At 30.5% G+C, this 20,721-nt stretch carries 14 protein-coding genes; all 14 read left to right on the top strand.

Features of this window, described 5'->3' with window-relative positions; translation table 11 throughout:
* Nucleotides 1-5: 5 nt before the first annotated feature.
* The 14 genes from AC1Q8N_RS28320 to AC1Q8N_RS28255 all read left to right on the top strand — a co-directional run bounded on the left by AC1Q8N_RS28320 (nucleotide 6) and on the right by AC1Q8N_RS28255 (nucleotide 20,159).
* Complete coding sequence (locus AC1Q8N_RS28320; RefSeq protein ID WP_493521503.1) at nucleotides 6-3,488, top strand: non-ribosomal peptide synthetase; 3,483 nt, start codon at nucleotides 6-8, stop codon at nucleotides 3,486-3,488.
* Nucleotides 3,489-3,724: 236 nt separating this feature from the next.
* A complete protein-coding gene (locus AC1Q8N_RS28315) occupies nucleotides 3,725-3,925 on the top strand; it encodes an MbtH family protein (RefSeq protein WP_098080803.1) in 201 nt (66 codons plus the stop codon).
* 47 nt (nucleotides 3,926-3,972) lie between these two features.
* Nucleotides 3,973-4,224, top strand: coding sequence for an acyl carrier protein (locus tag AC1Q8N_RS28310; protein WP_098080802.1), 252 nt, complete (start codon nucleotides 3,973-3,975; stop codon nucleotides 4,222-4,224).
* 280 nt (nucleotides 4,225-4,504) lie between these two features.
* The gene (locus AC1Q8N_RS28305; RefSeq protein WP_179862533.1) at nucleotides 4,505-5,221 is read left to right on the top strand and encodes a thioesterase II family protein; all 717 of its coding nucleotides are present in this window, start codon (nucleotides 4,505-4,507) and stop codon (nucleotides 5,219-5,221) included.
* A gap of 192 nt (nucleotides 5,222-5,413) precedes the next feature.
* The gene (locus AC1Q8N_RS28300; RefSeq protein WP_179862534.1) at nucleotides 5,414-11,434 is read left to right on the top strand and encodes a non-ribosomal peptide synthetase; all 6,021 of its coding nucleotides are present in this window, start codon (nucleotides 5,414-5,416) and stop codon (nucleotides 11,432-11,434) included.
* A gap of 48 nt (nucleotides 11,435-11,482) precedes the next feature.
* On the top strand, nucleotides 11,483-12,520 hold the full coding sequence (locus AC1Q8N_RS28295; RefSeq protein ID WP_098080799.1) for a MupA/Atu3671 family FMN-dependent luciferase-like monooxygenase: 1,038 nt from the start codon (nucleotides 11,483-11,485) through the stop codon (nucleotides 12,518-12,520).
* Nucleotides 12,521-12,579: 59 nt separating this feature from the next.
* A complete protein-coding gene (locus AC1Q8N_RS28290; RefSeq protein WP_257128734.1) occupies nucleotides 12,580-13,335 on the top strand; it encodes a DNA alkylation repair protein in 756 nt (251 codons plus the stop codon).
* 131 nt (nucleotides 13,336-13,466) lie between these two features.
* Nucleotides 13,467-14,408: a cysteine peptidase family C39 domain-containing protein gene (locus AC1Q8N_RS28285; protein ID WP_098080797.1), complete on the top strand. Its 942-nt coding sequence runs from the start codon at nucleotides 13,467-13,469 to the stop codon at nucleotides 14,406-14,408.
* A gap of 59 nt (nucleotides 14,409-14,467) precedes the next feature.
* The gene (locus AC1Q8N_RS28280) at nucleotides 14,468-14,716 is read left to right on the top strand and encodes an acyl carrier protein (protein ID WP_098080796.1); all 249 of its coding nucleotides are present in this window, start codon (nucleotides 14,468-14,470) and stop codon (nucleotides 14,714-14,716) included.
* A 123-nt stretch (nucleotides 14,717-14,839) separates the two neighbouring features.
* Entirely contained in the window at nucleotides 14,840-15,781 is a 942-nt protein-coding gene (locus tag AC1Q8N_RS28275; RefSeq protein WP_098080795.1) for an aldo/keto reductase, read from the top strand.
* A 404-nt stretch (nucleotides 15,782-16,185) separates the two neighbouring features.
* Nucleotides 16,186-17,202: a hypothetical protein gene (locus tag AC1Q8N_RS28270; protein WP_098080794.1), complete on the top strand. Its 1,017-nt coding sequence runs from the start codon at nucleotides 16,186-16,188 to the stop codon at nucleotides 17,200-17,202.
* 229 nt (nucleotides 17,203-17,431) lie between these two features.
* Nucleotides 17,432-18,130 carry a 4'-phosphopantetheinyl transferase family protein gene (locus AC1Q8N_RS28265; protein ID WP_098080793.1) on the top strand — a complete coding sequence of 233 codons (699 nt, stop codon included), beginning with the start codon at nucleotides 17,432-17,434 and terminating at the stop codon, nucleotides 18,128-18,130.
* 276 nt (nucleotides 18,131-18,406) lie between these two features.
* Nucleotides 18,407-18,709 (top strand): 4'-phosphopantetheinyl transferase superfamily protein, encoded by a 303-nt coding sequence (locus tag AC1Q8N_RS28260; RefSeq protein ID WP_098080792.1) that lies wholly within the window; start codon nucleotides 18,407-18,409, stop codon nucleotides 18,707-18,709.
* 553 nt (nucleotides 18,710-19,262) lie between these two features.
* Entirely contained in the window at nucleotides 19,263-20,159 is an 897-nt protein-coding gene (locus AC1Q8N_RS28255) for a hypothetical protein (RefSeq protein ID WP_098080790.1), read from the top strand.
* The last annotated feature ends 562 nt before the right edge of the window (nucleotides 20,160-20,721 follow it).

Genomic DNA, 20,721 nt, shown 5'->3' with positions numbered 1-20,721 from the left:
AAGAAATATTAAGAGTAGATAAAGTGGGATTGTATGATAATTTCTTTGAACTAGGTGGTGACTCTATTCTTAGTATTAGGGTATGTGCTAGTCTAAAATCAAATGGATATGAAATTAATGTGCAACAGTTATTTAAATATCAAACTGTTGAAAAATTAGCGAATTATGTACAAACAACTGATGGGTTAAGTTGTATAAAATCACAAGTTAAGCGATTCGATCTTGTGGATAAACAGGATATATCAAAAATAAATCTAAAATTAATCGAAGATGCTTATCCTTTAGCAACAATACAAAAAGGAATGCTATTCCATAGTAAATTAAAACGTAATTCATCTACGTTTCATGATGTTTTTAGTTTTAATATTCAAGGGGAATACAACCGTAATGCTCTTCAAAACGCTCTAAATGAAGTTGTGGCTCGACATCCAATCCTAAGGACATCATTTGATTTAATAAATTTCTCTCAGCCTATGCAACTTGTTTATAAAAAGTCTGAAATACTAGTGGATGAATATAATCTGCTAGACTACTCTAACTTGCAACAAGAGCAGCGTATTGAAGAGAGTTTAGTGAAGGAACGGACACATGAATTTGATTGGAATAAACCATCGTTATGTAGAGTTATAGTACATATAAAAAGAGCAAATTCTTTTCAATTCACCATAAGTTTTCATCACGCTGTTTTAGATGGATGGAGTGTTGCGGTAATGTTGACCGAACTCTTTGAATTATATGGGAAATCAGAAGCGATACAGCTTGATCTACCGAAAGAAGTGAGTAATTACCGTGATTTTATTGCAGAAGAAATTCGAGTTTTAAAAGAACCTAGAGCAAGAGAATACTGGAAGAAAACTTTACAAGAATTTACGGTTACATCAATATTTGATAGACATTTTAATAAAGGCATAGATCGTTATGATGAAGAAAGTACAAACTTAATTTCGGCTAAAATTCCAACTCATCTTACTAATCGATGTAGGAATTTAGCATCTAAATATAAGATACCTTTAAAGAATGTCTACTTAGCAGCACATATGAGGGCATTAAGTATTTTTAGTGGACAAAGTGATGTTGTTTCAGGAGTATTGACTAATGGACGACTTGATGATGCAGGTGGAGATCGGACTTTAGGAGTGTTTTTAAATTCGGTACCATTCCGAATGAATTTGAGTGGAGGAACTTGGGCTAGTCTTATTAAGGACTCTTTTAGAATAGAACAAGAAATGTTTCCTTATAGAAATTTTCCATATATTGAGATTCGTAAACAACAGAATAATTCACCACTATTTAACGTGTTATTTAATTTTATTAATTTTCATGTATATAGGGAAGTTGAGTTGAATAACGGATTAAAAGTACTAGGAACAGATGTTTTTGAACAATCAGATGTTCCGATCTTAGTTCAACTATCGCAGAATCCATTAGATATGGCTGAAGTAAAATTAGAATTGTATTATAAACAAAATTGTTTTGAACAATATGAGATAAGGCAATACAGTGAAATGTATATAGAGATACTTCAGAGAATGACTACGGATCCAATGGATTTTTATGAAGATTGTAATTTAATGGGGAATGGTATTCGTAAGAAAATTTTAGAGATGTGGAATGAAACTGAAGATACTATTGAGCTAAATCAAAATTTACACCGGAAATTTGAAGAACAATGTGCAAAAACTCCTGATAATACAGCTTTGATTTTTGAAAATATCCGGTGGACATACAGTCAGCTAAATCAAAATGCTAATAAAATTGCACATTATCTATTACAGAATAATATTACTATAGAGGAACCGATAGGTGTTTGTATGTCCAGAACACCAGAATTAATAGCTACAATTTTAGGTATATTAAAAGCCGGCGGCTGTTATGTACCAATTGAAATTGAACATCCTATTGAAAGAGTTAAGAAAATTGTTGAAGACTCAGCTCTTTGTAAAATATTTTTAAATGGCGAAATCTTTGATGGAAAAGAATTCAGATTTAGTAATCAAGTAAATGTTAATTTAATTCAGGTTTGTGATATTTTATCTGTGGAGTCAATTGAAAACACAAGAAATCCTATGGTTAAAGTTGATTCTAATAATGCAGCATATATTATCTATACTTCCGGAACAACAGGAGAACCTAAAGGGGTAGTTGGAACGCATTCTAATACGATGAATCGTTGTTTTTGGATGTGGAAAACATATCCTTTTGGTGAGGGTGAGTTGTGCTGTCAAAAAACATCAATTAATTTTGTGGATTCAGTATGGGAAATTTTTGGTCCATTGTTATCTGGTATTCCACTTATGGTTATTCCAGATGGTGATGTTAGAAATATTTCTAAATTTGTAAAAATTTTAAAGGAATCTGATATGACACGTATTGTCCTAGTACCTTCTTTATTAAATAAGTTACTGGATGAATTAAGTATGAATAATAATTGTCATACACTGTCTGAATTGAAATTTTGTATGTGTAGTGGAGAATTATTGCCTCTTGAACTAATTAAGAAATTTTATGATACAGTTCCGCAGGGAAGGCTAATCAATTTGTATGGATCTTCAGAAATTGGTGCTGATGTTAGTTATTATGAAACGTTAGCTACTGACGAGATAACCGGTATTATAGGCAGACCTATTTCGAATGTGCAAATGTACATTTTAGACGATCATTTAAATCCAGTACCAATAGGAGTTAAGGGGGAAATTTATGTTAGTGGTTTAGGATTATCACGAGGGTATTACAATAGACAGAACGTAACTGCAACTCAATTTATCCCGAATCCTTTTGCAATTATTAATGGACATGGTAATAGACTATTTAAAACAGGAGATTTTGGTAGATATCTCCCAAATGGTAATATTCAATATCTTGGGCGAATGGATTATCAGGTGAAATTACGTGGTATCCGAATTGAGATTCAAGAAATAGAAGCCCAATTAGAAATGTTCTCTTTTGTAGACAAATGTATTGTGGAAGTAAGAGGAGAGGCCCAAAAAAGAACATTAGTGGCGTATATTTCAGCTAAAAAAGAGGTGTTTCCAGAAATTGATTTTGTTCGTGATCAATTAAGGAAGTTTCTCCCTATCTATATGATACCAAGCCATTTTATTTTATTAGATGAGTTCCCTACCTCAGTAAACGGTAAAATAGAACGGGATAAATTACCGGAAATTGAGAGTTTAAATCTTAAAGTAGAATATATAGCACCTCAAACTCCTACCGAGGAAATACTACAACAAATTTGGAATTCAGTATTTGAAATGAAGCAGATTAGTATTAGGCATTCTTTCTTTGATTTGGGAGGAGATTCGTTAATAGCAACAAGTTTGATAGCTAGGGTGAAAAATCAATTTGATGTGGAACTACCAATTAGTAATTTGTTTGAATCACCGACTATTGAACAGATGGCTGAAATGATAGATTTATGCATATTGAGTAATATAACTGAAGAAGAAATTGATAGAATATTATTCTTACAAAATCAAGAAGAAAATTAATGCCTGCAGTTAGTACATTTACTAAAAGGATTAAAATATTATGATGGACCATGTAAATGAATAAAAGGGTAGGGTGAGAGCAAACGTTATTTTTTTGAAATATCCTTATATTTTTAATATTAATATAAGGATAATGAGTTTTATAAAGGTTAATTTGATATAATAATATAAAGTGATTTCGATATTTAAATATTTTATTGGTATTGAATTTATTTACAATGAAAGGAAGATAAGTGATGACTGATAATGAGGTTTATACTGTAGTAATAAATGAGGAGGAACAATATTCAATTTGGCCAAGCCGTAAAGAAATTCCGCTAGGCTGGAAAGCCAGTTCTAAATCGGGTACCAAGCAAGACTGTCTAGAACATATTAATGAAGTGTGGGTAGATATGAGACCGTTAAGTTTGAGAAAAAAAATGGATCGGGAATCTTAGATTATGAAATATTAGTGGCTTATAAAATATTTAAAGAAGGTGATTGGATGAATATAGAAGATATTGAATCAAAATTAAGAGAAATAATGTCAAAAACTGTAGAATTAGAGGTTTCAATTTACAATGTAGAGAAAGAGAAGAATTTATTCTCAATTGGAATGGATTCGATGGATTGTATTAAAGTAATTGTTGCAATTGAAAATGAATTTCAAATTGAATTTGACGATGGAGATATTGTCGAACATTTTGAATCTCTACAGAGTATTTCTAAGTATGTTGTGACTAAAAAAAATATCTAAAAGATTACCATGTACACAATATATTTATACAGGAGAATTTGAAATTATGATAAAAGTTGTTCGTAATAATAATTATTACCCACATCAATTTTGATAAAGAATCTGTAGTAAATTTGGTTATGAAAATGATCAGAGATTATTACTTATTAGTGAGTCAAATCCTCCACTACGTTTTTTGTAAGTGGGGGAGCGACTTCGATTATTGAAAGATTAATTAAAGATGAAATAATTAAAAATTTAGGGATGTTACATGTGCTATTTTTAGAAAGGGAGTATTAATTTGATTAGATACTTAAAGCAAGCTATTCATGATAATAAAGGGAAACAAATTATATTTCTTCCGTTTGCAGGTGGATATTCTAACTCTTTTCGCTTTGTGACTCCATTTATACCGGAGGATTGGAATATAATTAGCTTTGATCCGCCTGGACATGGTCCTAATATAACTTCATTACTAAATGACCAATCCATTTTATTAGAATGGTATCTTGCGCAATTAAGACCCATAATAACTGAAAATACAATAATTATGGGGCATAGTTTAGGGGGAATGATGGCGTACTTAGTAGCTCAAGTGCTAGCAGCTGAAGGTAATCCCGTAAAGCAATTAGTAATATCGGCTACCACCACACCTAATTTTGTGCAAGAACGTTCCAAAGTGGCTCATATAGATGATGATTTGCTGTTGAATTATGTTATCGCACTTGGTGGAATTCCAAAAGAATTGTTGGAACAAAAAGATATTCTTAGGTATTTGTTACCCGTATTTCGTGCAGATTTTAGTGTGCTTGAAAGTGTTGAACCGTTAAATGAAGATAATAAGTTGAACATTCCAACACTACTGTTTAGTGGTCAATATGATTCAGTCAGTCCTGTTACAGAAGTAGATGAATGGAGAAGGTTTACAGATGTGAAAAAGCATGTGGAATTTCCTGATGGACATATGTTTATTTTGAATTATGCTAATCAAATTTTTCAAAATATCTTTGAAAGTTAATCATTCTAGACGCTGACATTACTATTTTAAAAATCTATATTTCCAATGCAATGTTAAATTTGAAAATATTAAATATTAAGGGGTTTGTAATACACTATGCCTAGAATTCCACAAAATAATACTGCACATAGATTGATTTATATTTTTTGGATAGGTCGGTAAAAAAATAAATAAATGTAGAGGTGTATGGGGATGGTTCACAAAAAGCCAGTAGAAAGATTAAAAAGTCTCACACCAGAACAAAGAGCATATCTCTTACAGGCTTTAAATAAAAATAAGAGTAGTAAATTTAATGAGGGGGAAGTTATTCCAAAAACTTCTTCTATTGAAATCAATTCATTGTCTTCTTCTCAATTAAGACTATGGATACAAAGTCAAATGGAAAAAGATAATCCCTTTTATAATATTCCGTTAGCTATTCAACTTGAAGGGGAATTGAATCTTGAAGCTTTGACATGGAGTCTTAAGCAAATTGTCTTAAGGCATGAAATATTATTAAGTACTTATGAGTTACATAATGCACAGCCAGTTCAGATACAACAGAAAGAAATAGAAATTACAATTCCAGTGGTTGATATGAGAAAAGAACCAAGAGAAACTTTGCAACAAAAAATTAATGAGACTATACAAACACATGCAAAAACTAGATTTAACCTTACAAAGAGCCCGTTATTTAGTGTTCAATTAATACAAATTGACACAAATAAATACATATTTCTATTTACGGTTCATCATATTATTTTTGATGGGTGGTCACGTGGGGTGTTTTTACAGGAATTATCCCATTTTTATAAATGCTGGATTTCTAATACCCAATCAAATTTGCCAGAACCAAAAATACAATATCGTGATTACTCTAATTGGCAGTTAGAAAATATAAAAAATGGAAAATTAAGCAATCAAAGAGAGTATTGGATTAATCAATTTTCAAATGGGTATCAGGCATTACAGTTACCAACTGATTTTAAACGACCAGCTAAACAGACCTTTCGAGGTGATGTGTATCCAATTAACATCTCTAGCGAATTGGCTAATTGTTTAAGACTCATATGTAAAGAACAAAAAATAACCTTATTTATGCTCCTTTTAGCTGTTTTTAAACTGCAATTATATCGTTATACTGGGCAAGCAGAAATTACTGTTGGAACTCCGGTAGCTGGGAGAACTGTTCCTGAACTTGAAGGCTTAATAGGGTGTTTTATAAATACACTTCCTCTTAAAACTAAATTAAATTCAAACGACACATTGAGTGATTTATTACAAAGTGTTAAACGTACAACTTTAGAAGGTTTTTTAAATCAAAATTTTCCTTTTGAAAAGCTTGTTGAAGAACTAAAAGTTGACCGTAATTTAAGTCATCATCCTTTATTTCAAGTTATGTTTATAATGCAAAATGCTAGGATACCAAGTATAGAATTGGATAATCTAAATATATCTCCTCTTGAAACACATAGTGGAACTGCGAAATTCGATTTAACTATCGAACTATTTGAAAATGAAGATGGAATTAAAGGTTGGGTTGAATATAATACGGATTTGTTTAAAAGAGATACTATATCAAGAGTAATAGGCCATTATGAATTAATTTTAAAACAACTTGAAACAAATATGGAGACTCCAGTTCAAGATATTATTCTTTTGACTGATGACGAATATTCTCAGTTTAAATCCTGGAATAATACATCAGTTTTAATTGAAAATAAACAAGGTATTCATCAACTAATAGAATATCAATCTATTAAAAATCCAGATAGAATAGCCCTAATATTCGAGTCGCAAAAAATAACTTATAATGAATTAAATACAAGAGCAAATCAGCTAGCACATATGTTAAAAAAATACGGAGTGGGTAATGAAACACTTGTCGGCATTTGTACTGAACGTTCAGTTGAAATGATTATTGGATTATTGGCGATATTAAAAGCAGGTGGTGCGTATGTACCGCTTGATCCATCATATCCTGAGGAAAGAATAAGCTACATGCTGGAGGATTCTAAGGTAAAGGTCTTACTTACGCAAAGTAGACTTCAAACACATATATGTAACTACCATGGACAAATTATTTGTTTAGACAAAATAAAGGAAACTCTTAATTATGAGTCTCAGGAAAATATCAATCAAGAGTTTTTTCCAGAGCAGTTGATGTATGTAATTTATACGTCGGGTTCAACCGGTCGTCCCAAAGGGGTAATGAACACACATAGAGGGGTATATAATCGACTTCTGTGGATGCAGAAGGCTTACCAATTATCCACTTCTGAGTGTGTAATACAGAAAACCCCAATCAGCTTTGATGTATCTGTATGGGAACTGTTTTGGCCTTTAATGGTGGGAGCACAAATGTTGATTGCAAAACCAGATGGACATAAAGATCCAGAGTATTTAGTTGAACTAATTTCTGAGCACAATGTAACTACTATTCATTTTGTACCATCTATGCTTAAGGTATTCCTTGAACAAGAAAAAGTTGAACAATGTAATAGTCTTAAAAGAGTAATTTGTAGTGGTGAAGCTTTATCATCTGCTTTGCAAAATAAATTTTACAAGCGATTGTCGGCTCAACTGTATAATCTATATGGACCAACTGAAGCAGCGATCGACGTTACTGAATGGGCATGTAAACAACATGACACTCGAAATGTTGTACCGATTGGTTACCCCATTGATAATATTGAAATTTATATATTGGATCGTAATTTCCAACATGTCCCAATTGGTGTTGCAGGAGAGCTATATATAGGGGGAATGGGGTTATCTAGAGGTTATCAAAATAATGCAGGTCAAACGGCTGAGCGCTTTTTACCAAATCCTTTTAGCAATATAGCCGGTAGTTATATGTATAGGACAGGTGATTTAGCTCGTTTTTCTAGTGAGGGAGCTATTGAGTATTTAGATAGGATAGATCATCAAGTGAAAATTCGAGGATTTCGTATTGAGACAGGGGAAATAGAGTACTCATTGAGTCTTCATCCTGAAGTGAAAGAAAATTTAGTTCTAGTAAAGGAGGATCCTGTTTATGGGAAGCGATTAATTGCCTTTATAGTACCTTCAAACAGGAATAAGCCAAAGAAATCTCATATAATAAAATTCTTGAAGAAAACGCTTCCGGATTTTATGGTTCCATCTACAATGATTTGGTTAGATGAAATTCCGCTTTTACCCAATGGAAAGGTGGATAGAAAGAAGCTTAATTCATACGACTTACCTAATACGGTAGATGAGGAGATATATGCTTCTCCAAGAAATGAGATTGAAGAGATTTTGGTAAATATTTGGAGTGAGGTTCTGCCCATAGAACGAATTGGAATTAATCATAATTTTTTTGAAATTGGGGGTGATTCAATACTTAGTATTCAAATTGCTTCAAGGATAAATCAGGCGGGCATTAGAGTTTCCATGAAACAAATATTTGAGAATCAAACTATCGCTGAGTTAGCACAAGTGGTTAAATTTAGCGATGTAACTAAAAGTGAGCAAAAACTAGTGCTTGGGCAAGTTGAATTAACACCAATACAATATCAATTTTTTGAGAGAGAATTTGAAGATCAACATCATCACAATCAAGCGGTTATGCTTATAGTATCTAAATCTTTATCTAGTTTAGGATTGTCAAGAATAATTAATCGCCTGTTACTTCATCATGATGCGCTGAGATTGAAATTTTATAAAGAAAATAATAAGTGGAAGCAACGATTTGGTTTACCTGAGGAAAACTGTCCGCTCAATCTCGTGGATTTATCGAATTATTCTGTCGACAAACAAATATCAGTTATTGAAGAAACAGCTAATAAATATCAGAACACACTGAATATTGTTAATGGCCCGCTTATTCGATTTATTTACTATAAATGTGGAAATCAACAAAAAGACCGATTGTTGATTATCGCGCATCACCTTATTATTGATGGGGTTTCCTGGAGGATTATTTTAGAAGATCTTTCTAATTTAGTGAACTCGGATGATAGTTTGCCCCCAAAGACTGTTTCTTATCGTGAGTGGTCAAATAAATTAAGAGAATGGGGGAATCATTCAGATATTATTAAAACCTTATCATATTGGAATAAGATAAAGGCATGTTCGAAACAAGCTGGAACTTCTAGTATGTTAACAAGTAAAGCAACTAATCCAACATATACAACAAATACATTTATTTTAAAAATGAATCAGAAAGAAACTAAAGATTTGTTGGAAAATTCACAACGCGCTTATCAGACTCAGATTCACGAGTTGTTATTAACAGCGTTACTTCAAGCAATACAAGAACTTTGGAAGATTGATGCTTTACAGATCGATTTAGAGGGGCATGGTCGGGAGGAATTAATTGGAGATTTGGATCTTACTAGAACAGTAGGATGGTTTACTTCAATATACCCTGTTTACTTAACCCTATTACCGACAAGGGATCTAGCAGAGAATATTATAGGCATAAAAGAGCAGTTGAGGCAGGTTCCTTATAAGGGAGTTTCGTATGGTATTCTACGCTATTTAGCCGAAAAGAAAATTAGACAATCATTGCAAGAATTTGATAATTCAAATGTATGTTTCAATTATTTAGGACAGTTAGACCAAGCATTTCCTAATCATTCAGTATTTCAATTAGCCACTGAGAGCGTGGGGAATAACATCAGTTTACGTCAAAAGAGAGCTTATGCTCTTGAGTTTAACTGTTCAATTCTTAGAGGACAATTACATATTGCAATTACTTATGATAATAACAAGTTCTCAAAAGAGTGCATAACAATTTTTTCTAATGTATTGAAAGTAAAAATTAATGAGTTAATTAGGCATTGTGTTGACCAAAATTGTAGAAGGTATACACCATCAGATTTTAATTTAATTGAATTAAAACAAAAAACTATTGACCATATTACGGATGGATTTGATGAAATTGAAGATATTTATGGTTTAACACCGATGCAGTTAGTTATGGTCACCCACAATTTGCTTGCAATCAAATCGGGGAATAGTACACAAACTTTTTCTTGCTATTTGGAGGGGAATGTTGATTCAAAGCTGTTTCGAGAGGCATGGAATATAATTACAGAACGCCACTCGATTTTAAGGACTTCTATTCATTGGCGTAAGTTAGATGTTCCAGTTCAAATTGTTCATAAGAGAGCAGTTGTTGATATAGAAGAATTAGATTGGTCCGAATTGTTACCAGAAAAACAAGGATTAAAATTAAAAGAATATATAGATGTTGTGTGTAATGAGCCTTTCGTATTGTCAGAGCCCGGTCAAATGCGCCTAAGTTTGATTAAATTAGCAAAGGATTGCTATAGATTTGTTTGGAATTATCCAACGTCGTTATTTGATGGTTGGAGCTGGTCTATTATATTACAGGAAGTTTTAACTACTTATAATGCGTTGATAAAAGGTACTAGTCCATTATTGAAGAAAACCCAATCATATTCGAATTATGTAAAGTGGTTACAGCACCAGGATTTAGCTGTGGCCGAAAAGGTTTGGACAGAACATTTTCAAGGTTATAATTCTCAACAATTCATTGGTATTCCTCAGCAAAATAAGGAAGTAATAAACAATGATTATATCGCTGGTGATATTGAAGCATCTTTGAGTAAAGAGATAACGGAACAAATTAATACATTTTGCAAGACTTGTGGAATTACCTTAAATACAATTTTACAAGGAGCGTGGGCAATAGTATTAGGAAGCATCAGTGGAAGCAATGATATAATTTGTGGAGTATTAAACTCTGGAAGACCTGCAGAAATAAATGATGTGGATTCGATGGTCGGTTCTTTTGTAAATACCATGCCCATCCGAATAAAGATTGAAAATGACAACACCATTCAAGAGTGGTTAAAAGATATTCAGTATCAACAGAGCCATCTAATTGATTATGGTTTTATAAACCCACAGCAAATTGCTAGATGGACTAATATTCCAAAAACAGTAATACAGAAGGCGATTTATGAAACTACACTAGTATTTATACATGCTCAGGAGGAAGCGTTTAAGCAACTAGATTCTCAAGTTAGGGTATATGGTTTTAAAAATATACTTTATTTTAATGTTCCGTTACGAATTTACGGTGTTCCTGGCGAGAGACTTGGTATAAATATTAAATATAATAAGTTACTATATAAAGAGGAGGATGTTAATAGAGCAATAAATAATATGTTAAAGTTACTTAGCAATTTAATATCATCAAGAACTGTTGGAGATTGGAGATTTTTATTGCATCATTAATACAATTCTAAATTTCAAAAGAATACAGCTTATTTGTGAGGCGAACATATGGACTTTAGTATATTTTTCTTTTCAAGTTATCAAAAAAAGCATACAAATAAATATGAGATGTTGATAGAGGCTGTTAAGTTTGCAGACCAGAACAATTTTACTGCAATTTGGACTCCAGAAAGGCATTTTCATGAATTTGGTGGTCTCTATCCTAATCCCTCGGTGGTTTCCGCAGGGTTAGCGATGGTATCAGATCGTATAAAAATTCGGTCTGGTAGCATCGTCTCACCTTTACATAGCCCGGTAAGGATAGCAGAGGATTGGTCCGTAGTAGATAATTTGTCGAATGGAAGAGTGGAAATAGCTTTTGCTTCTGGTTGGCATGCCGATGATTTTGTGTTTTTTCCAGATCGATATAATAGCCGTACAGAGATTATGTATCAACAAATTGAACAAGTTCGAGCTCTGTGGAAAGGGCAGACGCTTAAACTTTTCAATGGTTCTGGGAAAGAGATTGATGTAAAGACGTATCCGCGTCCACTGCAGTCAAACCTTAAAGTATGGATTGCTTCAAACGGTAATGAGGAAACGATACGAACAGCAGCTAAAATTGGAGCCAATTTACTAACGAACTTTATTGGACAAGACTTATCGGAGTTAAAACAGAAAATTCAATTGTATAGAAAGACTCTAGAGGAAAATGGGCATTCACCAATAAACCATAAAGTTAGTGTCATGATGCATACCTTTATTGGTAATGATTTAGATAGTGTAAAAAGCATAGTTAGAGAACCTTTTACAAATTATTTGTCTACCAGTTTAGAGTTAATTAAGAAACTTTATGAGAATAATTCAAAGTTAGCTAGCATTGATTTGAATAATCCTAAAATGTTAAAGAGAGTATCTGAAATTGCATTTTCTAGGTATTGGCAAACATCAGCATTACTAGGGACAGTTGAAACTTGTGTCCCAATAGTGAAGCAACTTAAAGAGATAGGTGTAGATGAAATCGCTTGTCTTATTGATTTTGGTATTGATGATGCAACGGTTTTGGAAGGATTAACCAAACTGGTTCAACTGAAAAATCTCTTTTAGAAATTCTAAGAATGGAAGAAGATTATAGTAACAGACGAGATTCTCCTAGGAGAATCTCGTTGAAAAAGAAGATAGAATGCTACTTATTAATAAAGGAGATAGAATTGAATACATTTAAAACAACATATGTAGAGAGTATATATAATCTGTTAGCAAAAAATCAGAATGCAAATAATGCAATTATGATGAAAAAATATATGAAAAATCAATTTGAGTTTTTTGGGATTAAAGCGCCACTTAGAAGAAATTTAACTAAGCAGATAGTTGATAAACATGGAATTCCCGATGAGTTAAAATTTAAACAAGTAATATTGGAATTGTGGTCTCTTCCGCAAAGAGAGCTACAATGTGTTGCTATGAATCTAATAGATATTAGACAAAAGAAAAAAGGTATTGATATAGCTTTAACAGAGCATATGATTACTACTAAATCATGGTGGGATACCGTAGATCACTTGGCAATTAACCATGCCGGCGCGTTCTTTGTTCAAAATCCTATTTTGATTGACAAAGTGACAAATCTATGGATTGAATCAAATGATATTTGGTTAAAGAGATCAGCGTTGTTATTCCAATTGAAATATAAAGAACGTACAGATGTAGAATTATTGTTTAATCACATTAAGAAATGTTGTCATACAAAAGAGTTTTTTATTGATAAAGCAATTGGGTGGGCGTTAAGAAAGTATTCAAAACTAGAACCAAAATTAGTTTTAGAATTTATAGAGAATCATGAGTTGTCTAGTCTTAGTCGAAGAGAGGCATTAAAACATATTGAAAAAAATTTGAAAATACAAATTCACTCACAAAATTAAATAGTTAACATTTGGATTCTGTGCAATGTTAACCATTAATAAGTAGTTTTACGAAACTTTTATAGCATTAGGAGAGAAATAAACTTACTGATGCGTATCCTTATATATTAGAAAGTTTGGTGATAATTCTTATGAGTTTGTTTGAAGAGCTATATTTGGAATGCACTCAGTTTCATGTGATTTCGCATTTAAGGAATGAGGGATATCCGGTAGATATCCTATATTATCAAGCCTATGAGAGTACGGAAGATATTTATAAACAGATAATTCTTGATAAGAAGACTAGATATGAGTATAAAAATAAAGTCAGATTTCGAGATTTCCGAATATTGGGTATTGAAATAAAATCCATACCCTATACCAAATATAATGAAGCGAAAAATGATATAATTGAACTATTAGATGCTGGTATTGTAGTGTTTATCAGAGTTAGTGAATATTTTATACCTCATAGACAACTCTACCATGAGAGACATTCTAATCATTCTTTTATACTTGAAAATTATTTATATGATTCTAATTTAGGCTTGCAGTATTATTCTAGAGATAATAAAGGCCCACATTTTATAAAAAAGTTATACGATGAAGAAACTATAAGACTTGCATATGATTATTGTACAACGCCTAATTATATATCGTATTTAGAATGTAGTCCTAATAAAGAAGTTAATAGCAAAACAATTGATTTATTAAAGATAAGGTCAGCAGATTATTTCAAACATTACTCTGATAATTTAATTTTATTTGAAAAAATATTAGAAATAATTCAAGAACATTCTGATGATTTATCAATTATAATAGACGATATTGAATCAATGGGACATGCCTTTGCAATTATTTCAGGGTCTCGATATGCATATCTACAATATCTTAATAAAATAAACGATTGCCAGCCTAGAATTCAGTTTCTCTTAATGGAAGCATATAAATTGTCACATAAAATGATGTTAGTTTGTTATAAGGCATTGTTAACCAGAAAAATTAATTATAAACGATTTGAAGAAAATTGTAGGATTCTTGAAAATATTGAAAAAGAGTTGAAAATTCATTTGTGTAATCAATTTAAAATATAATTAAAGGTCTCGATTTTATAAATTATACGATTTTTGGGGTACTAGTGAGGGAGATTTATATGGATAATCATTTTTTACAAATGCAGTTAAGAAATATAATAAAATTATACACTGACATTACAGTCCCAATTGATGAAGTGGATTTAGATGAAGATTTATTTTCCATCGGAATGGATTCTCTTAGTTGTATGAAAGTAATTATTGCAATTGAGGAGACTTTTGAAATGGAAGTCGACGAGGATGATTTATTACTAGAGAATTTTGAGAGTATCTTTAGCATGCAAAAGTATATAATCAGTAAGTTATGAGGTTTTTATATCAAAACAAATTACTTAGATAAGGAATGATTCTCTCTAAGAAGGTTTAATTTTAATAAATTAAGATAGATCATGGTTAGTTTTGCAATCTTCATATAAAGAGAAGGTGTTCAAGTGAAATATAGAATCTTAGGAAAATCAAAGATTGCTGTAAGTGAGGTTGGCTTAAGTTGTTGGGCTATAGGTGGTCAGACGTTACTTAATGGAAAATCAGTAGGGTGGTCAAATAATAATGATAGAGAATCATATAGGGCATTACATAAAGCCTTTGAATTAGGAATTAATTATCTAGATAGTGCTTATGTTTACGGGAGAGGACATGCAGATGGAATTATTGGAAATTTCCTCTCTGAAGTAGATAGAGGCCGATTGGTAATTTCAACAAAGATCGAATTACCTTTTTGGACTAGAGATAATGGTATGAATCTATCAATTATAAGAAAGCAAATTGAGCAAAACTTAATTAATTTACGTACAGATTATATTGATATTTTATTTTTACAAAATGTTTATAAGCAAGGAGAATACCTAGAAGGAACGATTGAATTAATAAAAAAATATCAAAAAGAAGGGAAAGTTAGAAGTATTGGCCTATGTATAGATGAGTATAGTGGTTTAAAAAAATATTATGAGCTCGTATCACCTGAAGTAATTCAGGTACACTATAATGCGTTTGGTAAAAAGATGTATAATCAATTATTCCAATTTGCAGATGAAAAGAATTTAGGCATTGTTTTATTTACAAAAGCAGCTCATGCAATTCCAACTCTTAATTTGAATGATGAGACGGAACATAAAGATTCTGTCGATGCCATGTCTAATAAAAAGTTAGTTGAAAATTTCCGTAAGCTAAGAAGATTAAAAAAAGAGTTTGGGAGTACATTAGAGGATTTGCATTTATTGGCATTAAGGGTAGCTTTAACACGTACAGAAAATTGTTGTATTTTAGCAGGATTTAAAAATGTTAAACAAGTAGAGTTAAATGCCAAGGCTACTGATGAAGCTATAGATATTAATGATATAAGAAAATTTGAAGATATTGTATTTAGGAATTGATTTAATTATCTTGTAAGGAATTAAAAATTAAAACTAGTCGAAGAGATGAAGTGTAGTTAATGAAGATTTTTAATAATCGTGGTTATTAATATAGGAAAATTGCCTTTGCAGAAATGGATATGGAATATTATAAAAAGTGAAATTAAAATATAAAAATAAAAGGCAATAAGATATAAATTTAGTGATTCTTAGTAGCAGGGAATGAATTAGAAGAAACAGTTTTTGAATAAATGAATTAATTAATTTATTTATTTAAAATAAATTAGCTGCATAAATCTATTTGTCACGTAGTGTTCACCTTTTTATATTCATATAAAGATGCAAATATAAAAAGGTGAATTTATAAACTAGGAAAATAAGTTAGTCTATGAAAATTTAAAAAATGTAATATTAGGAGGAAAAACATGAGTGATATGGAAGTTTTAAAATTACCTATTAAAAAACCAGCTATTATTTCGTACCAGTTTTTAGCTTTCCCGTTAGCCATCTTAGCTAATTACAAAAATCTGACTGAACCCTGGGTTCAAAGTAATTTTTCACAGATTTGTGTTAATACAGATTTTGATCATCCGGTTCCATTTTGTTTTTATATGTTTGACTATACAATTAACCCTTGGTTATTAGTAGAAAAAATAGAGCGTGAAACTATTAAGACTAATGATATTGATATTTTAGAATTTATTAAGAACTCTATACGTCAAGAAAAATATGTATACTTGTGTCTTAATGAGTTTTACGTACCAGATAGGGCGCCTTATCAAACATATGATTTGGATCATGATGTATTAATAACTGGATTTGATAATAAAAAAAACACCCTAAATATTTTAGGTTTCGATAAACAAATGTTATTTAAAGAGACAACTATTTCTTTTAATCAATTTTTGGATGCATATAAAATGTTTAAAAGCGAGGATAATTCGTATTTAAATAAAATAGTATTATATAAATTTAATAAGAATGGAGAATATAGTTTTAATAAATCATTAGTAATTGAGAGTTTAAGTGAATACTTATACTCCAAAAACACATCAGAACGATTCAATATGTTGACTGAACCATGGGATAGAGTATATGGTTTAGAATGCTATAAATTAATAAGATTATACATTGATAAGGTTATACAAAATGAAATAAATCTTAACATAAGAGATATGCATGTTTTATATGAGCATAAACTTAGTATGTATAATAAAATAAAGTATATGGAAGATAACGGGGTTTTAAAAGAAGAATTTGGAATGTCAGAAGCTTATAAAAAGGTTAAAAGTCTTTCAGAATCTATAAGAAACACCATGTTGAAATATTCCATTAATCAAAAAACAAATCTATTACAAAGGGTTAAAGAGCTTTTAATAGAGATCGAAGAGAAAGAAAGCTATATACTGCATGAACTACTTATAAGACTAAAAATCAAGTAAGAACTATTTGTCTTCTTATGAACAGGATAATAAATAAAGGGATAGGGGAAATACTAAATATTTAAGGAAGATAAAGTATAAATTTATAACAAACTTAGAAGAGGTACAGTTCAGTTTTGGAATTCTAGCAAGAAATAGTGTAATTAGGCCCCCTTTTACTTAAAAGAGGGTCTATCTGGATTTCTAATTAAGTTAACATATTGTAAAAAAAGAAAGTGGGTATAGCGTTATGGTGGAAATTTATGCAGTGAAAATCAATAAAGGCATAGACAAACAATTACTTTATAATTCTCTATTATTTTTATCAGAGAATAGGTTAAGTAATATATATAAGTTAAAAAATGAAGCGGATATTCATCGATCTATTATAGCAGAATTATTGGTGAGGTACTTACTATCAGAAAAACTAGGATTGAAAAATTATGAAATTGATTTCCAAAAAAACGAATTTGGTAAACCACACATAAGTGACTTGGTGAATTTTGAATTCAATTTGTCACATTCTGGTGAATGGGTGGTTTGTGCTCTTAGTTCAAAAAAAGTTGGAATAGACATCGAGGCAATAAGACCTATAGATTTAGATATTGCTAGGCGTTTTTTTTCACAAGATGAATACCAGGATTTATTACGTAAAAAACCTTTTCAAAGAAATTCATATTTCTTTCAACTTTGGACATTAAAAGAGAGTTATATAAAGGCAGTAGGAAAAGGTTTATCAATACCCCTTAACTCATTTTCAATTTGTACAGATGATAATATGCAGATAAGTCTTTATACTGATAAAAAAAGTGATAATTTAGGGTGGAACTTTTGGACATATGATATAGAGAATAAATACAAACTTTCAATCTGTGCTCTCGAAAATAACTTTTCAGCTCCTAGGTTAATTAGCGAGAGTAAATTACTTACTGCATTTTCTGAAATCTAAAATCAATATTTTATTCTCATTATATACTAAAGTAAGTCAATTATATTGTATCTTTAGCATGCAATTTTATGGGTAGGAATATGAAGGGGAAATTATATATAAACTGCTACTGTTCTTTAACATGACAAGTGGTTTAATTAATTAAATGAACGTATTGTATTTTTACCCATATGTTTTGAAAGTGTTAAAATATTGTTGGAACGTTGGATCCCAAAAATCCGTGCGTAATAGTTTAATTATTACGCACGATTCTTTGTTTTCTAATTTGTCTCTTCAATTAAATCAAAAAACGAACAAATTAATAGACTTTACGATTTATGGACATTAAAAGAGAGTTATATTAAAGCGATTGGGAGAGGGCTATCGATACCTTTGGAGTCATTTTCAATTGATTTAAGAAATTATTTAGAAATAATTAAAATGAAAAGTGTATTGGATAATCGATATTATTATTTTAAAAAATTATTCATAGATGAAAATCATAAATTATCTATCTGTACTATGCATCCACAAATATCTAATGAAATTGTATTTAAAAAGATTAAAGAGATTATCTCTTTAATGAAAGAGAATGCTTAACTAAAATAACCGCTTATACTAAAATAAAATTGCTGTTGGGGGTTTGTGGGGACCCAGAAGAGTGATAAAGAATAAAGAAGTTTCTTTTAATACTCATAGATTAATAACAAAAGAAAATACAGTGTTTTTTGCGGTTTTTAGTATTTGTTATAATGGAGAATTTATAGCACAAGAAATTATAAATACAAATATAATTAAAAAATTACTAACGAGGATTATGAAGGTGGGGGATTTTTGTTAATTGTAAACAATTAGTATTCCATAATTTTAATTATCGGGTGTGAAAAAAGGGGGAATATGTATGGTTTACTGCCTATCAATTGTACTTAATATTATGCAAGTTGAGTGCGGACAAAATATAAAGATTTAAGGATGCATATAATTGTGTGCTTTATGATGTAATAAGTGAGGATATAAGATCATTGTAATAGTTAGGTGTCGTGCAAATATATATAACATAAACATCTTTTAATATTTGTAGAGGTATATTAAAAAGCTTCATTTTAATAAAATCAAAATGAAGATAAAGTATCTAGAAATTAGGAGGAATTACGTGAATGAGGAATTAAATTATCTGGCTGAATCCTTTATAGATTGCCAAATAGCTACTGAGAAAATAATTGGGTCAGAATATAGTGATTTTATAGCCCTTGCTAACCTATCAAAAGAACTAGCATCTTTTAATAGATTTACAAATGTAGAAGTAATAGACCTTTGGCGGAATTATCGGATTAATAAATATATACAAAGAAAATATAGATTAACCCCTCATTATTACAAAGGATTTAAAGAAATAATAGGATTAGATAACATTTATTTGTGTAAAAAAGCTCAGGGGTTTTTTTGTACTTTTCAATTTGGTGATTTTAATCTCATTGATTATCAATTATGTAAAATATTTAAAACAAATGTTTTTTTAACTCGAAGTAAATATTTGAATATTTCCGATTTACAAAAAATTAAGGAAGGTGAGATTTATCCTGGTTTGTTATTTTTAGATAACTTTTTGTATAAGCGGATTAGTACAGAAGATAATAATACCAATTTTTTAAACCTAACATTTAAATCAGAAGCAATTAATTTATTATGTTCATTAAAAAAACCGTTATGTTTATTGATTGCTGATAAGAATAGAAATGGAGAATCACGTTTGGTAGCCTATAATTTATTTAAATCAATACATGTAGGTCACAATAAAAAACAAAAATTATTTACATCTATACTAGAGCCATTTAATTTGAAAGTGAGATTATATCCTCATTTATGGGGATTATGGGATAAACTCTACACTTATGAAATAAGGAGTGAGGAAAATCTTAAATTTACAAAATTAGAAGTTGATTGGTTTGATAATGATAAAAGTTTAGGGCTAAATATAAAGACGGGAAATATATTGAATTTGGAAAAAAGTACAAAATCTAACCTTAAAGTTTTAGAGCGAGTATATTGAAATGGATACAACTTGATTGATAGATTTTAAAGAGAGTTAATAATCATGTAGAGAAAGCTCACTGTTAAAGAGCAAATTATGATTTGTCTACTACAACGAGATAGTTAAAGTATTCTATGGATAAATTGATAAAAAAATTCTAATTTTTTAGAGTTTAATACATAAATTATTGTGGCATTTCCTTACAGTACCATCTTTTTTAGAAAAATGATGGTAAATTGAAGGTAGATAGTATCGATAAAATTAATTGCAATGAAGAGAGTATAAAAAACAATGTAAATGAAAAGATAGTGGTTAAAAAATAGAGGAAAAGACACCAAATTTTATGGTGTCTTTTTTGTTTAAGGATATCAAAGAAATTGTTATATTATGAGTTTCTATTGTGAAGCCATAAAGAATAAGCGTATAATATTATAGGTCTCCCATTTGTGAGACAAACCGCGAATGATAAATAAGATTGTTGTATTATCATCGCTTCTAAACATATAGACAATGAAAGTAACACTGGAATACAGATAGGGAGTTATAAAATGAAATTAATTATTGCCGAGAAACCAGATCA

Source organism: Bacillus sp. GW823-FHT06B01, from assembly GCF_058952315.1.
This window is presented reverse-complemented; position numbering and strand designations above follow the sequence as displayed.